The 21,109-nt window shown below is 67.5% G+C and carries 20 protein-coding genes and 1 pseudogene; 9 read left to right on the forward strand and 12 right to left on the reverse strand.

Annotated features, from left to right (window positions below; translation table 11 throughout):
* Window positions 1-759, forward strand: a pseudogene (locus tag FKP22_RS31805) (sensor histidine kinase); the annotation flags it as partial.
* 30 nt (window positions 760-789) lie between these two features.
* On the opposite strand, the gene FKP22_RS03595 reads toward FKP22_RS31805, so the two are convergent.
* The 10 genes from FKP22_RS03595 to FKP22_RS03635 all read right to left on the reverse strand — a co-directional run bounded on the left by FKP22_RS03595 (window position 790) and on the right by FKP22_RS03635 (window position 11,477).
* Window positions 790-2,856 carry a M13 family metallopeptidase gene (locus FKP22_RS03595; RefSeq protein WP_141285249.1) on the reverse strand — a complete coding sequence of 689 codons (2,067 nt, stop codon included), beginning with the start codon at window positions 2,854-2,856 and terminating at the stop codon, window positions 790-792.
* Window positions 2,857-2,942: 86 nt separating this feature from the next.
* Window positions 2,943-4,235: a class I SAM-dependent methyltransferase gene (locus FKP22_RS03600; protein ID WP_141285251.1), complete on the reverse strand. Its 1,293-nt coding sequence runs from the start codon at window positions 4,233-4,235 to the stop codon at window positions 2,943-2,945.
* A 42-nt stretch (window positions 4,236-4,277) separates the two neighbouring features.
* Complete coding sequence (locus tag FKP22_RS03605; RefSeq protein ID WP_141285253.1) at window positions 4,278-4,667, reverse strand: nuclear transport factor 2 family protein; 390 nt, start codon at window positions 4,665-4,667, stop codon at window positions 4,278-4,280.
* Between the two features lie 41 nt (window positions 4,668-4,708).
* Window positions 4,709-5,134, reverse strand: a complete 426-nt coding sequence (locus tag FKP22_RS03610; protein ID WP_141285255.1) for a VOC family protein — start codon at window positions 5,132-5,134, stop codon at window positions 4,709-4,711.
* Window positions 5,135-5,169: 35 nt separating this feature from the next.
* Window positions 5,170-5,346 (reverse strand): hypothetical protein, encoded by a 177-nt coding sequence (locus FKP22_RS31810; RefSeq protein ID WP_170200735.1) that lies wholly within the window; start codon window positions 5,344-5,346, stop codon window positions 5,170-5,172.
* The gene (locus FKP22_RS03615) at window positions 5,343-5,846 is read right to left on the reverse strand and encodes a cupin domain-containing protein (RefSeq protein ID WP_141285257.1); all 504 of its coding nucleotides are present in this window, start codon (window positions 5,844-5,846) and stop codon (window positions 5,343-5,345) included. The genes FKP22_RS31810 and FKP22_RS03615 overlap by 4 nt, the downstream gene beginning before the upstream one ends.
* Window positions 5,847-5,859: 13 nt before the next feature.
* Window positions 5,860-6,375 carry a hypothetical protein gene (locus tag FKP22_RS03620; protein WP_231010542.1) on the reverse strand — a complete coding sequence of 172 codons (516 nt, stop codon included), beginning with the start codon at window positions 6,373-6,375 and terminating at the stop codon, window positions 5,860-5,862.
* A 188-nt stretch (window positions 6,376-6,563) separates the two neighbouring features.
* Window positions 6,564-7,067: a DinB family protein gene (locus tag FKP22_RS03625; protein WP_141285259.1), complete on the reverse strand. Its 504-nt coding sequence runs from the start codon at window positions 7,065-7,067 to the stop codon at window positions 6,564-6,566.
* 115 nt (window positions 7,068-7,182) lie between these two features.
* Window positions 7,183-10,263, reverse strand: coding sequence for an efflux RND transporter permease subunit (locus FKP22_RS03630; RefSeq protein ID WP_141285261.1), 3,081 nt, complete (start codon window positions 10,261-10,263; stop codon window positions 7,183-7,185).
* Between the two features lie 2 nt (window positions 10,264-10,265).
* Window positions 10,266-11,477, reverse strand: coding sequence for an efflux RND transporter periplasmic adaptor subunit (locus FKP22_RS03635; protein ID WP_141285263.1), 1,212 nt, complete (start codon window positions 11,475-11,477; stop codon window positions 10,266-10,268).
* 303 nt (window positions 11,478-11,780) lie between these two features.
* Between FKP22_RS03635 and FKP22_RS03640 the strand changes: the two genes are divergently transcribed.
* From FKP22_RS03640 to FKP22_RS03655, 4 genes are all read left to right on the forward strand, one after another.
* Entirely contained in the window at window positions 11,781-12,947 is a 1,167-nt protein-coding gene (locus tag FKP22_RS03640) for a patatin-like phospholipase family protein (protein ID WP_231010543.1), read from the forward strand.
* 79 nt (window positions 12,948-13,026) lie between these two features.
* Complete coding sequence (locus FKP22_RS03645) at window positions 13,027-13,797, forward strand: DUF3108 domain-containing protein (protein ID WP_141285265.1); 771 nt, start codon at window positions 13,027-13,029, stop codon at window positions 13,795-13,797.
* Between the two features lie 458 nt (window positions 13,798-14,255).
* Window positions 14,256-15,254, forward strand: coding sequence for a pseudouridine synthase (locus tag FKP22_RS03650; protein ID WP_141285267.1), 999 nt, complete (start codon window positions 14,256-14,258; stop codon window positions 15,252-15,254).
* Between the two features lie 188 nt (window positions 15,255-15,442).
* Window positions 15,443-15,913, forward strand: a complete 471-nt coding sequence (locus tag FKP22_RS03655; RefSeq protein WP_141285269.1) for a hypothetical protein — start codon at window positions 15,443-15,445, stop codon at window positions 15,911-15,913.
* Window positions 15,914-15,935: 22 nt separating this feature from the next.
* Here the strand turns inward: FKP22_RS03655 and gntR are convergent, their stop codons facing one another.
* Complete coding sequence (gntR, locus tag FKP22_RS03660; RefSeq protein ID WP_141285271.1) at window positions 15,936-16,964, reverse strand: HTH-type transcriptional regulator GntR; 1,029 nt, start codon at window positions 16,962-16,964, stop codon at window positions 15,936-15,938.
* 167 nt (window positions 16,965-17,131) lie between these two features.
* On the opposite strand from gntR, the gene FKP22_RS03665 reads away from it, so the two are divergent.
* The 4 genes from FKP22_RS03665 to FKP22_RS03680 are packed head-to-tail and all read left to right on the forward strand — an operon-like array spanning window position 17,132 to window position 20,535.
* Window positions 17,132-17,659: a gluconokinase gene (locus tag FKP22_RS03665; protein ID WP_231010544.1), complete on the forward strand. Its 528-nt coding sequence runs from the start codon at window positions 17,132-17,134 to the stop codon at window positions 17,657-17,659.
* A complete protein-coding gene (locus tag FKP22_RS03670) occupies window positions 17,656-18,180 on the forward strand; it encodes a TRAP transporter small permease subunit (protein WP_141285273.1) in 525 nt (174 codons plus the stop codon). Before FKP22_RS03665 ends, FKP22_RS03670 begins: the two co-directional genes overlap by 4 nt.
* 5 nt (window positions 18,181-18,185) lie before the next feature.
* On the forward strand, window positions 18,186-19,478 hold the full coding sequence (locus FKP22_RS03675; RefSeq protein WP_141285275.1) for a TRAP transporter large permease: 1,293 nt from the start codon (window positions 18,186-18,188) through the stop codon (window positions 19,476-19,478).
* A gap of 22 nt (window positions 19,479-19,500) precedes the next feature.
* Window positions 19,501-20,535 (forward strand): TRAP transporter substrate-binding protein, encoded by a 1,035-nt coding sequence (locus FKP22_RS03680; protein WP_141285277.1) that lies wholly within the window; start codon window positions 19,501-19,503, stop codon window positions 20,533-20,535.
* A 24-nt stretch (window positions 20,536-20,559) separates the two neighbouring features.
* Here the strand turns inward: FKP22_RS03680 and FKP22_RS03685 are convergent.
* The coding region (locus FKP22_RS03685) for a GNAT family N-acetyltransferase (RefSeq protein ID WP_211361295.1) at window positions 20,560-21,109 on the reverse strand (550 nt) is incomplete at its 5' end.

A 21,109-nucleotide genomic window follows, 5' to 3' on the forward strand; every position in this document is an offset into this window, starting at 1 on the left:
CCGGACGGCCACTTCGTCGGCAGCAGCCTGGATCCGGGCGGCCAGCAGACCGGCCCGATCGACCTCAACGAACGCGAGCACATCCAGGCCGTGCTGCATCCACCCGCAGGCGGCAATGCCGATGCGATCTTCATCGGCAAGCCGGTGCTGGGCAAGGTCTCGCAGCGCTGGACCATCCAGCTCTCGCGCCGCCTGGTCGCAGAAGACGGCCGCACGCTGGGCGTGGGCGTGGCCTCGCTGGACCCGACCCACTTCGAGTCGCTTTATCGCACGGTGCCGCTGGGTCAGCTCGGCAGCGTGGCGCTGGTCGGGCCGGACTTGCGCGTCCGGGCCCGCGTGCTCGGCGGTGTCAGCCAGGGCATGGGCAGTGACCTGCCGGCCAACCACCCGCTGGTCACCGCAGGCTGGCCGCCCAGCGGCAGCGGCGTGGAAGCCCACGAAGGTGCGGACGACGCGACGGATGCCCACATCGTCGCCTTCGCGCAGGTGGGCAGCTACCCGCTGCACGTGGTGGTCTCCACCGCCTCGACTGAAGCCTTTGCCGAGTGGCACAGCCTGCGCAACCTGCTGCTGCTGGGCGGCACACTGGGCACGCTGATGCTGCTGCTCGCCGCCAGCATCACGACGCGCCGGCTGCGCGAGCGCGAACAGGTCAGCGACGAAGACGCCGGGGCGGCCTACCCGGTGACCGAGGTTGCCACCGAAATCAACACCGAGCCGACGCCGGGCGACGCCGAAGTGCCTTCGGCGAAAGACTGAAAGCCAGGGCTTGCGCCCCGGCCTGCCGCCTCACCAGATGCGGATGCGCTGGTCCACCGGCTTGAACATCCTGTCGCCCGGCTTGGTGCCGAAGGCCGAGTGGAAGCCGTCGTGGTTGGCCACGGTGCCGTTGGCGCGGAATTCGTCCGGCGAGTGCGGGTCGGCCGTCAAGAGGCGCAGCGCCAGTTCCTCGCGGCGCTGCGCGCGCCAGGCGTGGGCAAAGGCATAAAAGAAGCGCTGCTCGCCGGTCAGACCGGCGATCACCGGTGCCGGCTGGCCGTTCAGCGAAGTCTTCCAGGCCTTGAAGGCGATCTGCAGGCCCGAGAGGTCGGCAATGTTCTCGCCCAGCGTCAGCTGGCCGTTGACCTTGTGGCCCGGCAGGCCCTCGTAGCCGCTGTACTGCGCCACCAGCCTGGCGCCCAGCGCGGCAAAGGCCTTGCTGTCTGCCGGCGTCCACCAGTTGCGCAGCCGGCCGTCGCCGTCGTACTGCGCGCCCTGGTCGTCGAAGCCGTGGCTGATCTCGTGGCCGATGATGGCGCCGATCGCGCCGTAGTTGGCCGCGTCGTCGGCGGCCATGTCAAAGAACGGTGGCTCCAGGATCGCAGCCGGGAAGACGATCTCGTTCAGGCTGGGGTTGTAGTAAGCGTTGACGGTCTGCGGCGTCAGGCCCCACTCGCCTCGGTCCACCGGCTGGCCCAGCTTGGCTGCCACGCGCTCGTGCTCGAAGCGGCCGGCGCGCAGCGAATTGCCCAGTGCGTCGCCATCCCTCACTTCGAGCTTGGCGTAGTCGCGCCAGCGGTCCGGGTAGCCGATCTTGGTCGTGTACTTGCTGAGTTTCTCGCGCGCCTTCTGGCGCGTGGTCGGGCTCATCCACTGCAGCCCGTCGATGGAGCGGCCGAACTCCGCCAGCAGGTTGTTGACCAGTTGCTGCATGCGGGCCTTGTGATCGGCCGGGAAAAAGCGCGCCACGTAGACCTGGCCCACGGCTTCGCCGAGCGCGCCGTCCAGCGCGTCGGTCGCCTGCTGCCAGCGCGGGGGCTCGCTCTGGCGGCCCTGCAGCGCCTTGTAGCGGAAGTCGAAACGCGCCTCGCGCCAGGGCTGGCTCAGCAGGTTGCCCTGGCTGTCCATCAGCCTGGCCTGCAGGTAAAGCTTCCAGGTCGCCACCGGCACGTCGTGCACCGCCTTGGCCAGGTCGCGCGCATAGCTGGGCTGCGACACGTTCAGCCGCGCCAGGCCAGGCATCGCTGCGGCCTTGAAGTAGCCAGCCCAGTCCAGCCCCGGTGCGCTCTTGGCCAGCGCCGCCAGCGTCATCGGGTTCCAGGTCTTTTGCGGGTCGCGGTTGGCCACCTCGGTCCATTGCGCCTTGGCCAGCCGGGTTTCCAGGCCCATCACCAGCGCCGCATTGCGCGAGGCCTGGGTTTCATTCGTGCCAGCCAGCGTGAACAGCTTGACCAGGTAGGCCATGTAGGCGCCGCGCGCCTTCAGCATGCGCGGGTCGCTGGCGATGTAGTACTCGCGGTTGGGCAAGCCCAGGCCGGACTGCCAGGCCAGCGCCAGGTTCACGTCGGGCGCCTGCTGGTCCGGCTGCACGTCCAGCGCCAGCGGCAGCGTGGTCAGGCCGTGCAGGCTGCCCATCAACACCGCCACATCGCCGCTGCTGCGCGCCGCGGCAATCTTGTCCAGCCAGGGCTGCAGCGGCGCGAGGCCGGCCTTGTCCATCGCCGCAGTGTCGAGGAAGCTGCGGTAGTAGTCGCCGATCTTCTGCTCGACGCTGCCGGCCGGGTGACTGCCCTTGGCCAGTTCCTCCACCACCTCGCGCACCCGCGCATCGGCCCGGTCACCCACGATGTCGAAGTTGCCATAGGTGGACTTGTCGGCCGGGATTTGCGTGGTCCTCAGCCATTCGCCGTTGGCCGCGCGGAACAAGTCGTCCTGCACGCGCACCGACAGGTCTTCGCCACTGCGGTCGAAGCCCGGTGCAGAAGCCGAAACCGCGGGCGGCGCGGCAGTCTGAGCAGCGGTCTGGGCGATGGCCGTCAGGCCCGAGAAGGACAGCGTGGCCGCGGCGGCCAGCGCAAGTGCGGAGTACTTCAGCAAGATCGTGATTCCTGAACGGGATGGGTTCGTCGGACGGCCCCCGGGTGGGGTATCCCGGCGCCGGGCCGCAGGCTATCACGCGCGGGTCAGCCCGCTGTAAACGGCTCCGGCGCTGCCTCTGCCGTTGTCGCCAGCATGGTCTCCAGGCAATGCTCGCGCACGCCGTAAAAGGCCTTCAGCTCGGCCACCTGCTGGCGCGCCGCAGCGCGCCGTGCGTCTTCGGCCGGGCCGCTGTCCTGGCGCCGTGCGGCCAGGATCATCTTGTTCTTGCTGGTGTGCTCCAGCGCCACGAACTCGAACACCTGCGCGTCATAGCCTTCGGCTTCCAACAGCAGCGCGCGCAGGCTGTCGGTCACCATCTCGGCCTGCTGGCCCAGGTGGATGCCGTGCTGCAGCATGGGCCTGAGCAACGGCGGCAGCGTCATCTGCGGGCGGATCTGCTTGTGGCAGCAAGGCGAGCTGAGGATCAGCGCGGCGCCGGCGCGGATGCCGGTGTGCAGCGCGAAGTCGGTCGCGGTGTCGCAGGCATGCAGCGCGATCATCACGTCCAGTTGCTCGGGCACGTGGCTGCGCACGTCACCGCAGAGAAACTGCAGGCCGTGCATCTCGCGGCGCCGTGCCGCGGCGTTGCACAGGTCCACCATGTCCGGCCGCAACTCCACGCCGGTCACCTCGGCCTGCAGCCCGCGGCCGTGCGCCAGGTGCTGGTGCGTCGCAAAGGTCAGGTAGCCCTTGCCGGCGCCGAAGTCCACCACGCGGATGCGGCCCGGCTGGTGCAGCGCCACGCCGTCGAGCGCATGGTCCAGCACCTCGACGAACTTGTTGATCTGCTTCCACTTGCGCGCCATTGCCGGCACCAGCCGGGCCTGCGTGTCGGTCACGCCCAGGTCCTGCAGGAAGGGCAGTTCCAGCGCCAGGTAGCGCTGCTTCTCGCGGGCATGGCCAGTCGCCTCGGCGGCTTCCGCCGGTGCCGCCAGCGCGCGCCGCGTGAGGCCCATCTTGCCGCGCTTGCTGACCATCAGCTGCCACTCGTCGGTGGTCGTGAACAGCAGCGCGTGGAAAAAGCGGCTGCCCAGCAGTTCGTCGACCTGCTTCAGGCCTTCGGCCACCGCCGGGTTCTTGGTGATGTCCTTGGTCTGGTGGTGCCACAGCAGGCTCAGGCAGGCCTCGCCGCGCAGCGCCAGAGGGCGGGCAGTCACGCGTTGCAGGTCGCCCGCATTGCGTGGCTTGCTCAGCACCAGCTTGGTCAGTGTCTGCTGCGACAGGCTGTCGGCCAGCAGTTGCAGGAAGCGCTCACGCCTGGCGAGGTCGGCCAGCGCCGCAGGTTCGTCGCGCAATGTCTCGGCGGCGGTTTCAGCGGCTTCGGGAATCGGATTCATCCCTGGATTGTCCGCCGGCTGCCGAAATCCGGGCGGGCGGGGTCAATAGCGTGTCACGTGCACCGATGCGCGGGGCGGCGGCTCGTAGGGCTCCGGCCAGTGGTCGGTCACGCGGGTGATCCTGCCGTCCTGCACCTCGAAAAAGGTGATGCCGGTCATCTGCGCCGCCTGCGGGTTGTCGCGCTCGGTGAGGAAGTTCAGCACCGTGACGGCCTGGCCTTCGTCGGCAATGACCTGCTGCACGTCCGCCCGCCAGTCGCCCGGCCAGGTGCGGAAGAAATCCAGGTAGCCAGCCGCGCCGCGCACCTGCTCGCGCGTCTGCGGCACCTGGTAGACGAGGTCGTCGGCCAGCAGTTTGGCAAACGCGGTCCAGTCGCGGTCGTTGGCAGCCTGCCAGTGGCGCAGCACCAGCGCCTTGCAGCTCAAAGTCAATGCGGTCTCCTGTGAGCGTGAGGATGAAGCGAGCGCGGCATTCAGGGCACCACTGCGCTAACCACCACGGAAGGCGCCGAACGCACATTGGGCCCGTGGAACACCGCCTCGATGTTGTTGCCGTCCGGGTCCAGCACAAAGGCCGCGTAGTAGCCCGGGTGGTAATGGCGCTCGCCCGGGCCGCCATGGTCGGTGCCGCCCGCGGCCAGCGCCGCCTGGTGAAAGGCCTGCACCATCGCCGGGTCCGCGGCCTGGAAGGCCAGGTGGACGTGCGAGACAGGGCCGCCGGGGTCGCGCTGGTCCACCCACAGCTCGTCCAAGGCAAAGTGCGTGGGGTCTTCCTGCATCGCCTCGGCCCGGCCCAGCGCCGTGAACACCGCGCGGTAAAAGCGCTTGCTGGCGTCCAGGTCGGCCACGCGCAGGTGCAGATGGTCAATCAATCGGCCCACGTGGAATTGCTGCGGCATGGCGGTCTCCTTGGCTGGCATGCAGGGCTGCAAGTTCAGTTTGACCCTGGATCGGCCGGCAGTTCCTCAAGGCCCTGACCCCAACTCACCCGATGGCTGAAAAACGCGTTCGACTCGGGCTCTCGGTCCACCGGCGTGGTGAACAGCGCGCGAGTGATGTGCAGCTCGCCCGCATAGGCCGGCGACATGAAAAACAGCGGCAGGCCGCTCATTCCTGCGTGGCCGGTCGGTCCGGCAGACCGTCGTGCGGGCCCAGTTCGCGCTGCGGCACGTCGCTCCACCAGGCCTCGGGCTTCAGGTCCACCTTGCGGGTGGGGTTGAGCGGATAGTGGATGCGGCTGCCCGGCCGCTGCGTTTCGCCGCCCACCAGCAGCAGCGCTTCCTTGTCACCGTTGTTGAGGAAGCAGTGGCTGATGCCGGTGCCGACGGGAAACGCCGCCAGGTCGCCGGCCACCATGCGGTGCAGGTGCCCGTCGATCCAGGCGTCCACCTCGCCCGAGATCACATAGACGAACTCCTCCTCGTTTTCTTCCGCGTGCGGCCACGAAGAGCGCGTGCCCGGCGGCAAACGCTGCAGGTTCACGCCCACGCGCTGCAGCCCGGCGGCCTTGCCCAGGCTGCGCACGGGGCCCAGGGCCTCGGTGCTCTGCGGGTAGACGTGGGTGTACTCAGCAATGTCGGCAGCTGAGACGATGAAGGCGGGTCGTTCCATGCAGCATCTCCGTTCAGCCGGCGACGATCGCCGGTGCGCAGGCCCTGGCCGCCATCAAGCCTTTCAGAAAAGCCCGGCGCACGGTGCCGGCGGCAATCGCCGCCTCGACCTGTTTCGAGTAGCGCTCGGCGCCCGAGAGCTTGCGCACCCAGCCGCGAAAGGGCACCAGGCCTTCGGTGGTGCTGCGCAGGGCGCCGAAAGCGGCGCCCTTGACCTCGTCGGTGCCGCGTGCAACCAGGCCAGTGTCGGCCACGCTGGGGGGCGCATCCAGGTCCGGGCCCAGCACATCGTCCAGTTCCTTCACCTCGAATGCCAGCGAGCCGCAGCTGTGGCCGGGCGGCACGAGGTAGGGCTGCTTCTGGACCGCCAGCAGCTTGGGCGGGATGTCGGCTTGCACCAGGTTCAGGTCATTCAGCGGCGCGGTCACGGCGTCGGTGGTGCGCGTCGAATCGGTGCTGGCGCAGCCGGCCAGCAGCGCGTTGGCCAGCATCAGTGCGGCGCATGCGGCGCGGGTTTTCTGGGGGTTCAAGTCCTGGCCCTCCCTGGGCGAAAGCAAAGTGCCTGCCTGCGGGTTTGCTGGCATGGCCTTCACTTCGGGTTGGATTCTGACAGCGCGGTTTCGCCGTCCAATTGGGTGCAAACCAGGGCTGCTGGTCCTGCCTCGTACGCCGATTGCAACGTCCAGACGGCCACGCGCATCGCGGGCTCGCCTTTGGCCTATGCCTGCCTGCGGGACGGCTCGCGGACGTGGAGAAACTTGGTCAGCAGGTCCCGCGGCGGTGAGACCGAAATCGACTTGAGCACCTGGCCCACGTTGCCGCGGTGGTAGGAACCGTGCGTGATGACGTGCAGCAGCATCTCTTCGCGGGTCATCGTGCCGGTGTCCCCATCCGTGAACCGGAACGAGATGCGCTCGGCAAGCGGTTCGGCCGAAATGGCGGCCACGTAATGCTCGAACCAGGCATCCGTCTCGGCAACGGCAAACTGAAGCTCGCCGAGTTCAGGCGTGGCTTCGGTGTTGGTCGCCGTGAAGCCGTGCGACTCGCCCAGCAGGTGGGCGCGGAAGATCTGGTCCACCACGTGGATGTGGTTCAGCGTGCGAGTAGCCGTGTGCAAGGCCTCGGCATGCTGCGCAGTGTCGACCGTCGACAGCAGGTTGAACAACTCGTTGTTCGCCCAGGACTTCTGCGCGAACAGGGACTGGAGAGCTGCGTTGGGCATGGTGCGGCGCAAAGCGGTGCTGGCGGGAAATCGATCATATATGCCGAGTCTGCGACCTGGGCGCCCATGGCGCGTCGACAACATGCAGTGGCGGTCAGGCCGGCAAGGTCATGGCTCAGACCAGCGAGTTCTCCACCTTCACCTCGGTCGTGATCGGGCCCTTGCCGGCCCAGCGGTCCAGCGCCAGGTAGATCACCGGTGTGATGTAGAGCGTCACCGCCTGGCTGAGGATCAGGCCGCCGACCACCGCCAGGCCCAGCGGCTGGCGCAGCTCGGCACCAGCGCCCCAGCCCAGCGCGATGGGCAGCGCGCCCATGATGGCGGCCAGCGTGGTCATCATGATGGGCCGCAGCCGCAGGTGCGCGGCCTGGCGGATGGCCTCGGGTGGCGTCATGCCCTGGTGGCGCTGCGCATCGAGCGCGAAGTCGATCATCATGATCGCGTTTTTCTTGACGATGCCGATCAGCATCAGGATGCCGATGGTGGCGATCAGCGTCAGGTCCTGGCCGAAGAACTGCAGCGTGAGCAGCGCGCCGATGGCGGCCGACGGTAGGCCGGCAAGGATGGTCAGCGGGTGGATGTAGCTCTCGTACAGCACGCCCAGCAGCACGTAGATCACCAGCAGCGCGGCAATGATCAGGATGGCCTGGCCACCCTGCGAGCTCTGGAACACCGCGGCATCGCCGCCGTAGGTGCCGATCAGCGTCGGCGGCAGGTGCAGCTCCTGCGTGACCTGGGTGATGCGCCTTGTCGCGTCGCCCAGCGGCATGCCGGGTGCGAGGTTGAACGAGATCGTCACCGCCTGCAGCTGGCCCTGGTGGTTCACGGCCGTGGGTCCCAGGTCTCGCTTGACGGTGGCCACGGCCGACAGCGGCACCAAGCCACCGGCCTTGCTGCGCAGCCGGATCTTGTCGAACGCATCCTCGAAACGCCGGTCGTGTTCCTCGGCTTCCATGATCACGTAGAAGCTGTTGGACGGGCCATACATGGTCGATACCTGGCGCTCGCCGAAGGCGCTGTAGAGCGCACTGCGCACATCGGCGATCTGGACGCCCAGCAGGTTGGCCTTGTCACGGTCGATGTCCAGCGAGGCCTGCAGGCCGCGGTTCTGCGCGTCGGACGTGACGTCACGGAAGCCTTCCTCGTTGCGCAGGCTGGCCTCCAGCTTGCCAGCCCATTCGGTCAACGCGTCGGCACTGACGCTTTGCAGCGTGTACTGGTAACGCGCCTTGCTCTGCCTGCCACCCAGCTGCAGGTTCTGCACCGGCCGCATGAAGACCTGGATGCCGGCCACGCTGCGCAGCTTCTTGCGCAGGCCTTCGACCACCTGGCCCATCGCAGGGCGCTCATTGCGCGGCTTCAGGTTGATGAACATGCGGCCCGAGTTGCCGCCGCTGAGGAAGGACGAGACGGTGGCGACGGAAGGGTCGGCCCGGAAGATCGCCACTGCCTGCAGCTGCAAGGCCTTCATCGCCTCGAAGGAAATGTCTTCCGAAGCTTCGGTGCTGACCTGCATCTGGCCAATGTCTTCCTCGGGGAAAAAGCCCTTGGGCATGACCGCGAACATGTACAGCGTCAGCAGTAGCGAACCGAGCGCCACGCCGCCCATCAGCCAGCTGTGGCCCAGTGCCCAGTCCAGCGTGCGGGCATAGAAGTTCTGCAGCGCGGTGAAGCCGCGCTCGAAAGTGCGGCCCAACGCGCCTTCCTCGTGATGCTCCTCGTGCTTCAGGTAGCGGCTGCACAGCATCGGCACCAGCGTCAGCGAAACGCCCGCCGACACCAGGATGGACAGCCCGACCACGACCGCGAACTCGTGGAACAGCAGGCCGATCACGCCCGGCATGAAGAAGATCGGGATCAACACCGCCACCAGCGAGACCGAGATCGACAGGATGGTGAAGCTCATCTCGCGCGCGCCACGGATCGCCGCGTCAAACGGCGCCATGCCGTCTTCCACGTGGCGCACGATGTTCTCCAGCATCACGATCGCGTCGTCCACCACCAGGCCCACGGCCAGCGTGATGCCCAAGAGCGAGATGTTGTCCAGGCTGTAGCCCAGGGCCTGCAGCAGGCCCACCGCGCCCACCAGAGAGACGGGCAGCGACAGCGCAGGGATCACCGTGGCCGAGAGCCGGCGCAGGAACAGGAAGATCACCAGCACCACCAGCACCACCGTGAGCGCCAGCGTCAGGAACACGTCGTGCAGGGCCTCGCGCACCGAGCGGGAGCGGTCGTTGACCGGCGTCATCTTCACCGAGGCCGGCAGCTGCTGCTCGAAGCGCGGCAGCATCGCCCGCACACGGTCCACCACCTCCACGGTGTTGGCGTCCGGCTGGCGCTGCACGGCCAACGTGATGGACGGCTCGCCATTCAGCTCGGCATAGGTCTTCACCGTTTCGAAACTGTCCTCGACCCGCGCCACGTCGCTCAGCCGCACCGGCAGGCTGGTCTTGGTCGCGACGATCACGTTGCGCCAGGCGGCCGCATTCATCAGCTGCTTGTTGGCCTGCACCGTCAGCGTCTGGCGCGGGCCTTCCAGCGTGCCGACCGGCGTGTTGGCATTGGCCGAGGCCAGCGCGGTGCGCAGCTCTTCCAGTGTCAGGTCGCGCTCGGCCAGCTTGTCCAGGTCCACTTCCAGGCGCACGGCGTAGCGCCTCTGGCCGAAGATCGAGACCTGGGCCACGCCTTCGATGGTCGACAGGCTGGGCGAGATCAGGTTCTCGGCATAGTCGTTCAGGTCGCTCAGCGAGATCGACGGCGAGGTCAGCGCCACCAGCAGCACCGGCGCATCGGCCGGGTTCACCTTGCGGTAGCTGGGCGGCGTGGTCATCTCGGTGGGCAGGCTGCGCTGGGCACGGAACAGCGCGGCCTGCACGTCCAGCGCGGCCGCGTCGATCGGCCTCGAGGCGTCGAACTCCAGCGTCAGCGAGGTGCTGCCCAGCGAACTGGACGAGCTGATCACCGACAGGCCGGCAATCGTCGAGAACTGCTTTTCCAGCGGCAGCGCAACCGAGCTGGCCATGGTCTCGGGCGCTGCGCCCGGCAACGAGGCGCTGACGTTGATGACCGGCGTGTCGTAGCTGGGCAGCGCCGCGACCGGGATCTTGTTCAGCGCGATCACACCACCCAGCACCACGGCCAGGTTCAGCAGCACCGCCATCACCGGGCGGCGGATGAAAGTCTCGGCGAAGGTCATGTTCAGGCGCCGGAAGCGGGGGCTGACAAGGGAGCAGCACCGGAAGCAGCGTCAGACGCAGCCCCCGCCTTGGCCGGCGCAGACACCTTCACCGGCGTGCCAGGCCGCAGGTTCTGCTTGCCTTCCATCACCACCTTCTCGCCGGGCTTGATGCCTTCGACCACCGCGAACTCGCCGCTCGCGTAGCGCAGCTTCAGGTCGCGCAGCTGGGCCTTGCCTTCGGGGTCGACCACATAGGCCCTGCGGTCCGCGCCGCTGAGGATCAGCGCAGACTGCGGCACCACCGTCACGCCCTTCAGCGTGGCCAACGTCAGCTGCACCGACACGTACTGGCCGGGCCAGAGCAGCTGCCTGGCGTTCGCCACCTCGGCCTTCAGCTTGATCGTGCCACTGGTCGGGTCCACCGTGTTGTCGATGAAGGCCACCTTGCCGTCGATCAGCTCGCGCTGCGCGGTCACGGTCGCCGGCCTGGCCACCTTCAGCGAAGCGCCGATCACGCCGGCACTGCCTTCGGACAGCAGCGCCGGCAACTGGGCCTCGGGCACCGTGAAGCTCACGCCAATCGGGTCCAGTTGGCTGATGGTGACCAGCGCATCACCGGTCGGCGACACCAGGCTGCCCGGGTGCACCGCAATCGCGCCGGTGCGGCCGGCCATCGGCGCGCGCAGGCTGCCGTAGCCGGCGCTGACCTGGGCGCCGCGCACGGCGGCTTCGTCGGACGCCAGCAGCGCCTTCTGCGCGTCGTACTGGGACTGCAGCGTGTCCAGCGCGCCTTGCGAGATGAAGTTCTGCGCCTTCAGCTCCTGGTTGCGCTTGAGCTGTCGGGCCAGGTCGGCCAGCGTCGCCCGGTCGTGCAGCACGGTAGCCTGGGCCTTGTCGACATTGGCCTGGTCGCTGCGGTCGTCGAAAGTGAACAGCAGCTCACCCTGCTTGACGAACTGGCCTTCCTTGATCGCCACGCGGCTGACCGTGCTGGAGAGCTGCGGCCGGACCTCGACGGTGGTCAGCGGCACCACGGTACCCGAAGCATCGAGCGTGACAGGCATGTCGCGCTGCTGCGCGGTGAACACCGTGACCGCCTGAGGCGCCGGGCCGCGGCTGGCCTGCGCTTCCGCGGCCTTGGCAGCGGCCGCCGAATGGGACCGCCACCAGAAAAAACCGCCGGCTCCCACCGCCACGGCCACCAGCCACCAGACCACGCTTGCTTTTTTCATGCTGCCTGCTTCAAAAACACATCAGGCCGGCCTCCTTGTGAGGAGCCGGCCTTGATCGAGAACTGCTTCAAAACCCAGGGAAGGAGCCAAAACCGGCCCGCCAGTTCCGCGCCACTGCCGCTGCGCCTCACGCAGGCGATCTGCTTTACAAAACTTGACCGCGCAGGCCGGGGTCCAACACCGGGCTCTGCATCTTACAAACTTGGATGACAAACAATCGGTGCCGATCCAATTTTGCAGTGGCAAGGTCTTGCCGCCATACTGGCCCGCAACCTCCTTGCCTGCTTGCCAAAGCACCTTCGCATGAGCTTGCCTGAACCGGTCCGCCCCCTCGCCGCCCTGGGCGACATGTCTGCCGAGCCTGCTGCGCCCGCGCGGAAATCGCCGCCAAAGCCACGCGCCAGCCACCGCAAGGCCCCACCCGGCCAGAACGCCCGCAAGATCGACCTGGCGCTGCAAGGCGGCGGTTCCCACGGCGCCTTCACCTGGGGCGTGCTGGACGCCCTGCTGGAAGACGGCCGCCTGGTGCCGGACGGCATCTCCGGCACCAGCGCCGGTGCCATGAATGCCGCCGTGCTGGCCACCGGCTACGCCCATGGCGGCGCCAACGGCGCGCGCGAAGCCTTGCGCAGCTTCTGGCAGGCCGTCAGCGGCAACCCGGGTTGCATGGGCGCCAGCACGCTACCCGGCAGCTTCCAGTGGCCAGCGTGGATGTTCAACCCTGCGCAGTGGCCAGGCTTTGCCGGCACCCAGGCCTTTTTGCACCTGTGGAGCCCCGCCCAGCTGAACCCGTTCGGGCTGGACCCGCTGCGCGACATCGTCGCCCGCCATGTGGACTTCCCCGCCATCCAGCGCGGCCCAGTGCGGGTCTACATCACCGCCACTTCGGTGCGCACCGGCCAGCCGCGCATCTTCAAGGGGGACGAACTGAGCATCGAGGCCTTGATGGCCTCGGCCTGCCTGCCGCAGACCAGCCGCACCGTGCTGGTCGATGGCGAGCCCTACTGGGATGGCGGCTTTGCCGGCAACCCCAGCCTGTGGCCGCTGATCTACGGCACCGTCACCAGCGACCTGCTGCTGGTGCAGATCAACCCGCTGGTGCGCGAAGGCATTCCCGGCACCGCGCTGGAGATCCAGGACCGGCTCAACGAGATCACCTTCAACGCCAGCCTGGTCGCCGAAATGCGCGCCATCGCCTTCGTGCAGCGCCTGGTCGACGAACGCCGGGTGGACCTGGGCCGCTACAAGGCCTTGCGGCTGCACCGCGTGTCCGACGAGGCAGGCCTCGCCCAGTTCGGTGCGTCCAGCAAGCTCAACAGCGACCCGCGGCTGTTGAACCTGCTGTGCGAACTGGGCCGCAAGGCCGCCACCGGCTGGCTGGAAAACCACCTGCAGGACATCGGCAAGCGCAGCTCGCTGGACCCGCACACCGCCTACCTGGACAAGCGCAACACCCGCGAACCGGGCTGAGCCCCGGAACACGGCAGCCCGGCCGGCGGTCAACAAGCCGGCGCGCACTGCCGTTGTGCTCGGAACGATTGGAGACCTCGTGTCACTGTTTCTGCCCTCCTCCTCTTCTTCTTCCTTTTCCTTTTCTTCCCGGCCCACCGCGTCCCGCCGCCAGGTGCTGGGCTGGCTGGCCGCGCTGGCCGGCACAGCCGGCAGCCTGCCAGGCATGGCCGCCACAGGCTCGTCCAGCCCTTCCTCGCTGCCGCAAAGCGCCGACCTGCTCTACCAGGTGAGCTGGGGCCCGCTGACGCTGGACGCCGAACAGCACTGGCGGCTGGACGGCAAGCGCTACACGCTGAGCACCGAGCTGAAGCTGCCGCTGGCCTTCAAGAACCGCCGCTATGTCAGCCACGGCACCGTCGGCGAAGCCGGGCTGGTGCCGGAACTGTACGAAGACCTGGAGGTCGGCGACCCCAAGCCGCGCAACGTCGCCCAGTTCGACCGGGCCGCCGGCCTGCTGCACTACGGCCGGCTCGACAAGCTCAAGACCGCAGCGCTGGAGCCCGGCATGCAGGACATGAACGTGCTGTCCTTCCAGCTGGCCTTCCTGGGCCTGCAGGCGGTTGGCAAGCCCATGCCCGTCACCAACGGCAAAAGTGTCGTCCAGCACCGTTTCAGCCAGGCTGTGGCCACCCCGGTGCAGGTCAATGGCAAGTCGGTCGAGACGGTGCGGCTGCAAAGCACTGCGGTGGACGGCGACATCGAGGTCTGGCTGGCGCCCAGCCTGGGCAACCTGCCGGTGACCGTGGTGCGTGGCCAGGACGGCAAGTCGCTGCGCTTTGTTGCCAGCTCGATCAGCTTCAAACCCTGAGCTGAAAGCCACCGGCTTTTTCATCCCAAGCGCATTCAGCCCAGCTTGACCGCGCGCCAGCCGCCGGATCTTCGGATTCAGGCGGCTTTTTTTCGTCTTGAGCGAGCGGACCGGGTGGTCTGATGCCTCAAGGCCTTCTCCAAGCGGCTGTTCGGAACCCAGGGAGGGGGCTGGCCCATAGAAAAAGGGAGGGACCTGTTATTCCTCTTGTCTTTCAATCTTTAAATCTGGAAGTCATAGTAGAGGGCGGCTGTTTCTGTGGACAAGCCGGTTTTTCCGTTTTTAATCAATGGCTTGCAAAGGCCATAACCCTGTGTGGGGGACCCGGTATTGGCCAATGGCTCATCTACAACAAGATGGGTCTTGCGCCCAGGTCGGTGGATAACCGGGTGCTTGTTCAAAACTTGTCCACACACCTGTGCCTTGACGGACCACGTTAGTTCGGACAATGGCATGACATGACCCGCCCAAAGCCCTCCTGGCGACCCTTGCCGCGTGCCGGTGTGCCGGCCAGTTGCGTGGCCCTGCCGCATGGCGGCCGCTGGCCCAGCCTGCTGGCTTTCCTGGCCGAGCGCCTGCCGGTGCTCAGCGAAGCCGACTGGGCGCGCCGCATGGACCAGGGCCTGGTGCTGGATGGCCAGGGCCAGCCGCTTGCGCCAGCGGCACCGTACACACCGTCCCGCCACGGCCCGGCGGCGCTGGTCTGGTACTGGCGCGAGGTGGCAGACGAGGTCGAGATCCCGTTCGAAGCCGAGCTGCTGTACCGCGACCACCACCTGGTGGTGGTCGACAAGCCGCACTTCCTGCCGATGTCACCGGTCGGCCGCTACGCCAGGCACACCTTGCTGGCCCGGCTGCAGCAGTCGCTGGGGCTGGACAGCCTCACGCCCATCCACCGGCTGGACCGCGAGACGGCAGGCGTGGTGGTCTTTTGCATCGAGCCGGCTACGCGCGCCGCCTACCAGGCGCTGTTTCGCGAGCGCGCGGTCCACAAGGTCTACGAAGCGGTGGCGCCAGCGTCAAAAAGCTTGCGTTTTCCATTGCAGCGCCGCAGCCGCATCGCCCCGGCCGCGCACCACATGCTGATGCAGGAAACCGGAGGCGAGCCCAATGCCGAGACGTGCATCGAATGCCTGGGCAGCCTGGCGGGCGATGCCGCGTTGGCCCACTACCGTTTGCGGCCGCTCACCGGCCGCACCCACCAGCTGCGGGTGCACATGAACGCGCTCGGCCTGCCGCTGTTGCATGACACGCTGTACCCGGTGCTGCATGCCGAACCGGCCCCCGGCGAGGCGCCGGACTTCAGCCGGCCTTTGCAATTGCTGGCCCGCGAGCTGGCTTTTGTCGACCCGGTGACCGGCCTGTCGCACCACTTTTCCAGCACCAGGACGCTGGCTGCGGTGGCAGGGCATGCGGCGCAGCGGAACTGGGCGCAAGCCCCTGGGTCTGCTGTTTAAGCACCTTGCCGGTGCAAAAAGCTGGATTTCATTGATCAAACGTCGTGATTTGTCATGTCGTCTCCACAGTAGCCCCACTGACAAACTAGGGCTTGCGGAACAAAATCACATTCCCGATAGGTGCTGGCTCAAGCTTGTTGTCTCTTGTGCCGAACAACTTCTAGGGACCACCGGGGAAGGAGACATCCATGAGCATGCCCGACAACTCGACCTGGCCCACCACTGCGCTCGCCGTTGCCCAACCGGTGCGCTGGCGCGCCTTGGCCATGAAGCTGTGTGACCACGCGCCGGTCTCGGCGCGGCGCCGTGCCGCTTTTGATCCCGCGTTTGACCCGGTGGCGCCGCAGTGGGCTTATTTCCTGTGGGCCGACCCTGTGGGTGACCTGCACGATCTCGCGCCGACCGAATGGGGTGTCGTCTCCGCCGGCTCGCCCATTGCTGAAATCCGTGCGTTGATCGGTGACCAGACGCCGCTGCACTTTGTCAGCCCCGGCCGGGCCCAGATCAGCACCTTGCTGCGCATGCTGCACGACATTGGCGACGTGCCGGCCTGCCTGCAACCGGTGCTGGAACGCCGCATTGCCGCCGCGCTCGCGGCCGAACAACCGCCGCGCCACATCGACGCTGCGTTTCACCGCTTCCTGCGCAAGCTGACCTGAACGCTGAACGCGTGCGCCAGCTTCAGGTGCTGGACCGCGGCACCAGCGTGAAACCCAGGTCGATGGCCGGCCGCGCCACCGGCTGGCCGCGCATCAAGGCCAGCAGCATGGCCGCTGCCGCCTCGCCAATCTCGCCGCGTGGCGTGCGCACGCTGGTCAAGGGCGGCAGCATCTGGTCGCTGCCCGTGAGGTCGTTGAAACCGGCCACTGCCACCTGCTCCGGCACTTTCACACCCAGCCGCAAGGCCGCCAGCAAGGCGCCCTGGGCCAGGTCGTCGTTGCAGAAGAAGATCGCATCGACCGCCGGCCGCTGGCCAATGATCTGCTCGAACATGCGTCCGCCCAAAGCAATGGACGACGGCGCCGGGTTCAGCCATTCCAGCGTGGGTTCGTAAAGCCCGGCCTCGGTCAGGGCGTCGCGCCAACCGGCCAGGCGCTGCAGCGTGCGGGCGTCCAGCTGGGCCGCGGCAAAGGCAATGCGGCGTCGGCCGCGGCCCAGCAAATGCCGGGTCATCGCCATGCCGGCCGCATGCTGTGAAAAGCCCACGCAATGCAGCCCTGGGGCCTGCGCAGTCTCCATCAGGTGCACACATGGCACGCCACTGCTGGCGATCAGGGCGCGTGTGCCGGCCCGGCGCTCCAGCCCGGTCACCAACACGCCGGCTGGGCGGTGCAGCAACTGTTCGCGCAGCAGCTGCTCCTCTTCGGCCTCGTCGTAGTGCGTCACGCCGATCAGCACCTGGTAGCCGGCAGGGCGCAGCGTGCGCTGCACGGCCTCCAGCAGGTCGACGAACAAGGCGTTGCTCAGCAGCGGGATCAGCACCGCCACATGCGTGCTGTGGCGCGAGGCCAGCGCGCGGGCGGCCGGGTCCGGCATGTAGCCCAGCTTGTCGGCCGCTTCGCGCACCCTGGCCACCAGCTCGGGGTCGACCGCGCGTTCCCCGCGCAAGGCCCGCGAAACGGTGATCGGACTGACACCGGCGGCCAGCGCCACGTCGTTCAGCGTGACACGGCCGGTGGCGCGGCGACGTTTGGCAGCAGGCAGGTTCATGAAGAGTGGGCAGACCGTGGGCAAAAGGGAGAAGTCACTGACGGTACCGCGCCACGGGAAAACACGGAGGCAATACGCGGTGCCGCAGTTTTAGGATAGCGCTGTCCATCAGCAAGCAGCAATCTACATTTTCCCAGGCGAATGCCTTCACCTTCCTCCTCATTCCAATGGACAGCGCTATCTCTTCAACAAGCCTGCCCAGCGTGGTCGTGATGGGCGTTGCCGGCTGCGGCAAGTCCAGCGTCGGCGCTGCGCTGGCGCAGGCCGAAGGACTGCCGCTGATCGAGGGCGACGATTTCCACGGCGAGGCCAACCGGGCCAAGATGGCGCAAGGCATTGCCTTGACCGATGCCGATCGCCAGGGCTGGCTGGACCGGCTGGCCGCGCTGTTGCAACAACATCCGCAAGGCGTGGTGCTGACTTGTTCGGCATTGAAAATGGCCTACCGCGAGCGCTTGCGCGCAGCCCGCCCGGGTCTGGCCTTCCTGTATCTGCAGATTGACCGCGACGCTGCGCTGGCCCGTGTCGCCAACCGCAGCGCGCATTTCTTCTCGGCCAGCCTGGTCGACAGCCAGTTCGCCACGCTGGAACCCCCGGTCGGCGAGCCGCGTGTGTTGACCCTGGACGCCACCGCGAAGCTGGCCGAGCTTCAGCAGCAGGCCAGTGCGTGGCTGCATGCCGGAACCACTGAATGAACACTTCTTCTTCTTCGCCGCCCGTTTCATCGCCTCCCACCTCCGCGTTCCAGCGCCTGCTGCAGGGCGCGATGGCTGCCTGCCTGGCCGTGATGGCGCTGTCGGTCTTTGTCAACGTGGTGCTGCGCTATGGCTTTGGCAACGGCATTGCCGCCAGCGAAGAGCTGTCGCGCCTGCTGTTCGTCTGGCTGGTCTTCATCGGTGCCACGGCCGCCTACCCGCGCGGCGAGCACATGGCCTTCACCAGCCTGCTGGGCCTGCTGCAGCAGCGGCCGCGCGCACTGGTGCTGATGGCCGCGCTGATCCGGCTGCTGGTCGTCTTCGCCTGCGTGCTGCTGGGCTGGGGCGCGTGGCAGCAGGTCAGCGTCGGCTGGGCCAGCCGCTCGGTCGTGCTGGGCTACCCGAATGCCTTGCTGCCGCTGCCGGCCCTGCTGTGCGCAATGGCCATTGGCGTGATGGCGCTGGCCGAGCTGCTGCGCAATGCGCCGCTGGCGCTGGGCCATGACGCGGAAGTGGAGTGAGCACCATGACACCTGAAGCCCAGGCCCTGGCCGTCTTCTGCGGCGGCATGCTGCTGCTGATGGGCATCGGCATGAACATGGCGCTGGCGCTGGTGCTCACCGGTGCCGGCATGGCCTGGGTGCTGGGCTTCTGGGACACCCAGTTGCTGGCCCAGAACCTGGTCGCGGGCGTGGACAGCTTCCCGCTGCTGGCGGTGCCGTTTTTCATCCTTGCGGGCGAGCTGATGAACAGCGGCGGCATCAGCCGGCGCATCATCGACATGGCGCAGGCCTGGGTCGGTCACATCCGCGGCGGGCTGGGTTTTGTCGCCATTGGCGCCGCGGTGCTGATGGCCAGCATGAGCGGCTCGGCGCTGGCCGACACTGCCGCGCTGGCCACCATCCTGCTGCCGATGATGCGCGAGCGCGGCTACCCGCTGCCGGTCTCGGCCGGGCTGATCGCCTCGGGCGGCATCATCGCGCCCATCATCCCGCCGTCCATGCCTTTCGTGATCTACGGCGTGACGACCAACACCTCGATCTCGGCGCTGTTCGTCTCCGGCATCGTGCCCGGGCTGGTGATGGGCACCGGGCTGATCCTGGCGTGGAAATGGGTGCTGCGCCGCACGCCGCTGCCGGCCGACCCTGCCCTGCCGATGGCCGAGCGTGTCAAGGCCACGGTGCGGGCCTTCTGGGCCATGCTGATGCCGGTCATCATCATCGGCGGCATGAAGAGCGGCTATTTCACGCCGACCGAGGCTGCTGTTGTGGCGGCGGTCTATGCGCTGCTGGTGGCATTTCTCGTACACCGCGAAATGAAGCTGGCCGAGCTGTACGGCGTGCTGGTGCGCGCGGCCCGAACCACCGCCATCGTGATGTTCCTGTGCGCCGGCGCGCAGGTCGCCAGCTACATGATCACGCTGGCCGACCTGCCCAGCGTGCTCACGGCCAGCCTGGGCACGCTGGTCGACAGCCCGCGCCTGCTGATGGCAGTGATGATGGTCGCGCTGGTCGTCATCGGCACCGCGCTGGACCTGACGCCCACCATCCTGATCTTCGCGCCGGTGATGCTGCCCATTGCCGTCAAGGCCGGCATCGATCCGGTGTATTTCGGGCTGATGTTCGTGCTCAACGGCGCCATCGGGCTGATCACGCCGCCGGTCGGCACGGTGCTGAACGTGGTGGCCGGCGTCGGCCGGCTGTCGCTGCACCAGGTCATCAAGGGCGTGAACCCGTTCCTGTTCACCTACCTGGTGATCCTGACGCTGTTCGTCGTTTTCCCGCAGCTGGTCATCGCGCCGATGCATTGGCTGCGCTGACCTTCCTTCTGGAGAAATTCGCATGCATGCAGTTCGCTGTTCTGTTCGCCGCTCGGTGCTCGCCGTCGGCATTGCCGCCAGCTTGGGTCTGGCTTCGTTCGCCGCGATGGCGCAAGACATCAAGCCGCGGCTGATCCGCTTCGGCTACGGGCTCAACGAGCAGAGCAACCAGGGCCGGGCAGCGAAGTTCTTTGCCGAGCAGGTCGACAAGGCCTCCGGCGGCAAGCTCAAGGTGCGCGCCATCGGCGCTGCCGCGCTGGGGCCTGACACGCAGATGCAGCAGGCGCTGATCGGCGGCGCGCAGGAAATGATGGTCGGCTCCACCGCCACGCTGGTGGGCACGGCCAAGGAAATGGCGCTGTGGGACACGCCCTTCCTGTTCAACGACGCGAAGGAGGCCGACGCGGTGCTGGACGGCCCGGTCGGCAAGCAGGTGATGGACAAGCTGACCGACAAAGGCCTGGTCGGCCTGGCCTACTGGGAAAACGGCTTTCGCAACCTGACCAACAGCAAGCGCCCGGTGCAGAAGCTCGAAGACCTGGACGGCATCAAGCTGCGCGTGATGCAGAACAACGTCTACCTCGACAGCTTCAAGCTGCTGGGTGCCAATGCCGTGCCGCTGCCGTTCTCCGAGCTGTTCGGCGCGCTGGAAACCAAGGCCGTGGACGGGCAGGAGAATCCGTTCAACACCATCCTGTCGAGCAAGTTCTTCGAGGTGCAGAAGTACCTCAGCATCACCAACCACGTCTACAGCCCGTGGATCGTCACCGTCAGCCGCAAGTGGTGGGACACGCTGTCGCCGGCCGAGCAGAAGATCCTGCGCGATGCGGCCATCGCCAGCCGCAACTTCGAGCGCCAGGACACCCGCGCCGAGGCCAGCCGTGCATTGAATGACCTGAAAGCCAAGGGCATGGTGATCAACGAGTTGAGTGCCACCGAGGCCGCCCGCATGCGCGACAAGCTCACACGCGTGAACGCCGGCATTGCCACCACCGTCGGCATGGAACTCTGGCAGCAGACCCAGGCCGAGCTGGGCAAGCTGCGCGCGAAGAAGTAAGGGAAGTAAGGGGGCGGGACCCGCTCAGGCCAGCGACTCGAACAGGCGCAGCGGCGGTGCGTCGGGCGGATCGTTCGGCAGCCGCACGTTGCCGATCTCTTGCATGCCGATGTGCGCCAGCACCCGAGCCGAGGCCAGGTTCTCCGGCGAGGTGATGGCCAGGATGCGTGGCATCTTCAGCACCTGGTGGCCGTGCACCAGGCAGGCCGCGGCGGCTTCGCGCGCAAAGCCCTGGCCCTCTTGTTCCGGCAGCAGCGCGTAGCCCAGGTCCGGCACCGGCAGGCCTTCGCGGTGGATCAGGCCGCACAGTCCCACCGGCGCGCCATCGTCCAGCCGCTCCACGGCCCAGAAGCCGTGGCCGGTCTCGGCGTAGTGGTTCAGCAGCCGGCAGGCCATCCAGTCACGCGCCTGGGCAATGTCCCGCACCCCCCGGTCACCGATGTAGCGCAGCCAGCCTGGGCTGTTCAACAAGGCGACCACCAGGCCGGCATCGGCGGGGGTGAACTGGCGCAGGCGCAGGCGGCGGGTGCGCAGGATTTCGATCGGTTCGGCAGCTTGCATGCAGGGCGGGAGA

This window comes from Ideonella azotifigens, from assembly GCF_006519715.1.
Taxonomy (GTDB): Bacteria; Pseudomonadota; Gammaproteobacteria; order Burkholderiales; family Burkholderiaceae_C; genus Ideonella; species Ideonella azotifigens.

What these genes read in the sequence shown, in the direction of transcription:
- FKP22_RS03615 (WP_141285257.1), bottom strand. Translation starts at nt 5,846, where the DNA reads ATGGAACGACCCGCCTTCATCGTCTCAGCTGCCGACATTGCTGAGTAC.
- FKP22_RS03625 (WP_141285259.1), bottom strand. Translation starts at nt 7,067, where the DNA reads ATGCCCAACGCAGCTCTCCAGTCCCTGTTCGCGCAGAAGTCCTGGGCG.
- FKP22_RS03650 (WP_141285267.1), top strand. Translation starts at nt 14,256, where the DNA reads ATGACCCGCCCAAAGCCCTCCTGGCGACCCTTGCCGCGTGCCGGTGTG.
- FKP22_RS03640 (WP_231010543.1), top strand. Translation starts at nt 11,781, where the DNA reads ATGAGCTTGCCTGAACCGGTCCGCCCCCTCGCCGCCCTGGGCGACATG.
- FKP22_RS31810 (WP_170200735.1), bottom strand. Translation starts at nt 5,346, where the DNA reads ATGAGCGGCCTGCCGCTGTTTTTCATGTCGCCGGCCTATGCGGGCGAG.
- FKP22_RS03630 (WP_141285261.1), bottom strand. Translation starts at nt 10,263, where the DNA reads ATGACCTTCGCCGAGACTTTCATCCGCCGCCCGGTGATGGCGGTGCTG.
- FKP22_RS03655 (WP_141285269.1), top strand. Translation starts at nt 15,443, where the DNA reads ATGAGCATGCCCGACAACTCGACCTGGCCCACCACTGCGCTCGCCGTT.
- FKP22_RS03610 (WP_141285255.1), bottom strand. Translation starts at nt 5,134, where the DNA reads ATGCCGCAGCAATTCCACGTGGGCCGATTGATTGACCATCTGCACCTG.
- gntR (WP_141285271.1), bottom strand. Translation starts at nt 16,964, where the DNA reads ATGAACCTGCCTGCTGCCAAACGTCGCCGCGCCACCGGCCGTGTCACG.
- FKP22_RS03680 (WP_141285277.1), top strand. Translation starts at nt 19,501, where the DNA reads ATGCATGCAGTTCGCTGTTCTGTTCGCCGCTCGGTGCTCGCCGTCGGC.
- FKP22_RS03665 (WP_231010544.1), top strand. Translation starts at nt 17,132, where the DNA reads ATGGACAGCGCTATCTCTTCAACAAGCCTGCCCAGCGTGGTCGTGATG.
- FKP22_RS03635 (WP_141285263.1), bottom strand. Translation starts at nt 11,477, where the DNA reads ATGAAAAAAGCAAGCGTGGTCTGGTGGCTGGTGGCCGTGGCGGTGGGA.
- FKP22_RS03675 (WP_141285275.1), top strand. Translation starts at nt 18,186, where the DNA reads ATGACACCTGAAGCCCAGGCCCTGGCCGTCTTCTGCGGCGGCATGCTG.
- FKP22_RS03670 (WP_141285273.1), top strand. Translation starts at nt 17,656, where the DNA reads ATGAACACTTCTTCTTCTTCGCCGCCCGTTTCATCGCCTCCCACCTCC.
- FKP22_RS03600 (WP_141285251.1), bottom strand. Translation starts at nt 4,235, where the DNA reads ATGAATCCGATTCCCGAAGCCGCTGAAACCGCCGCCGAGACATTGCGC.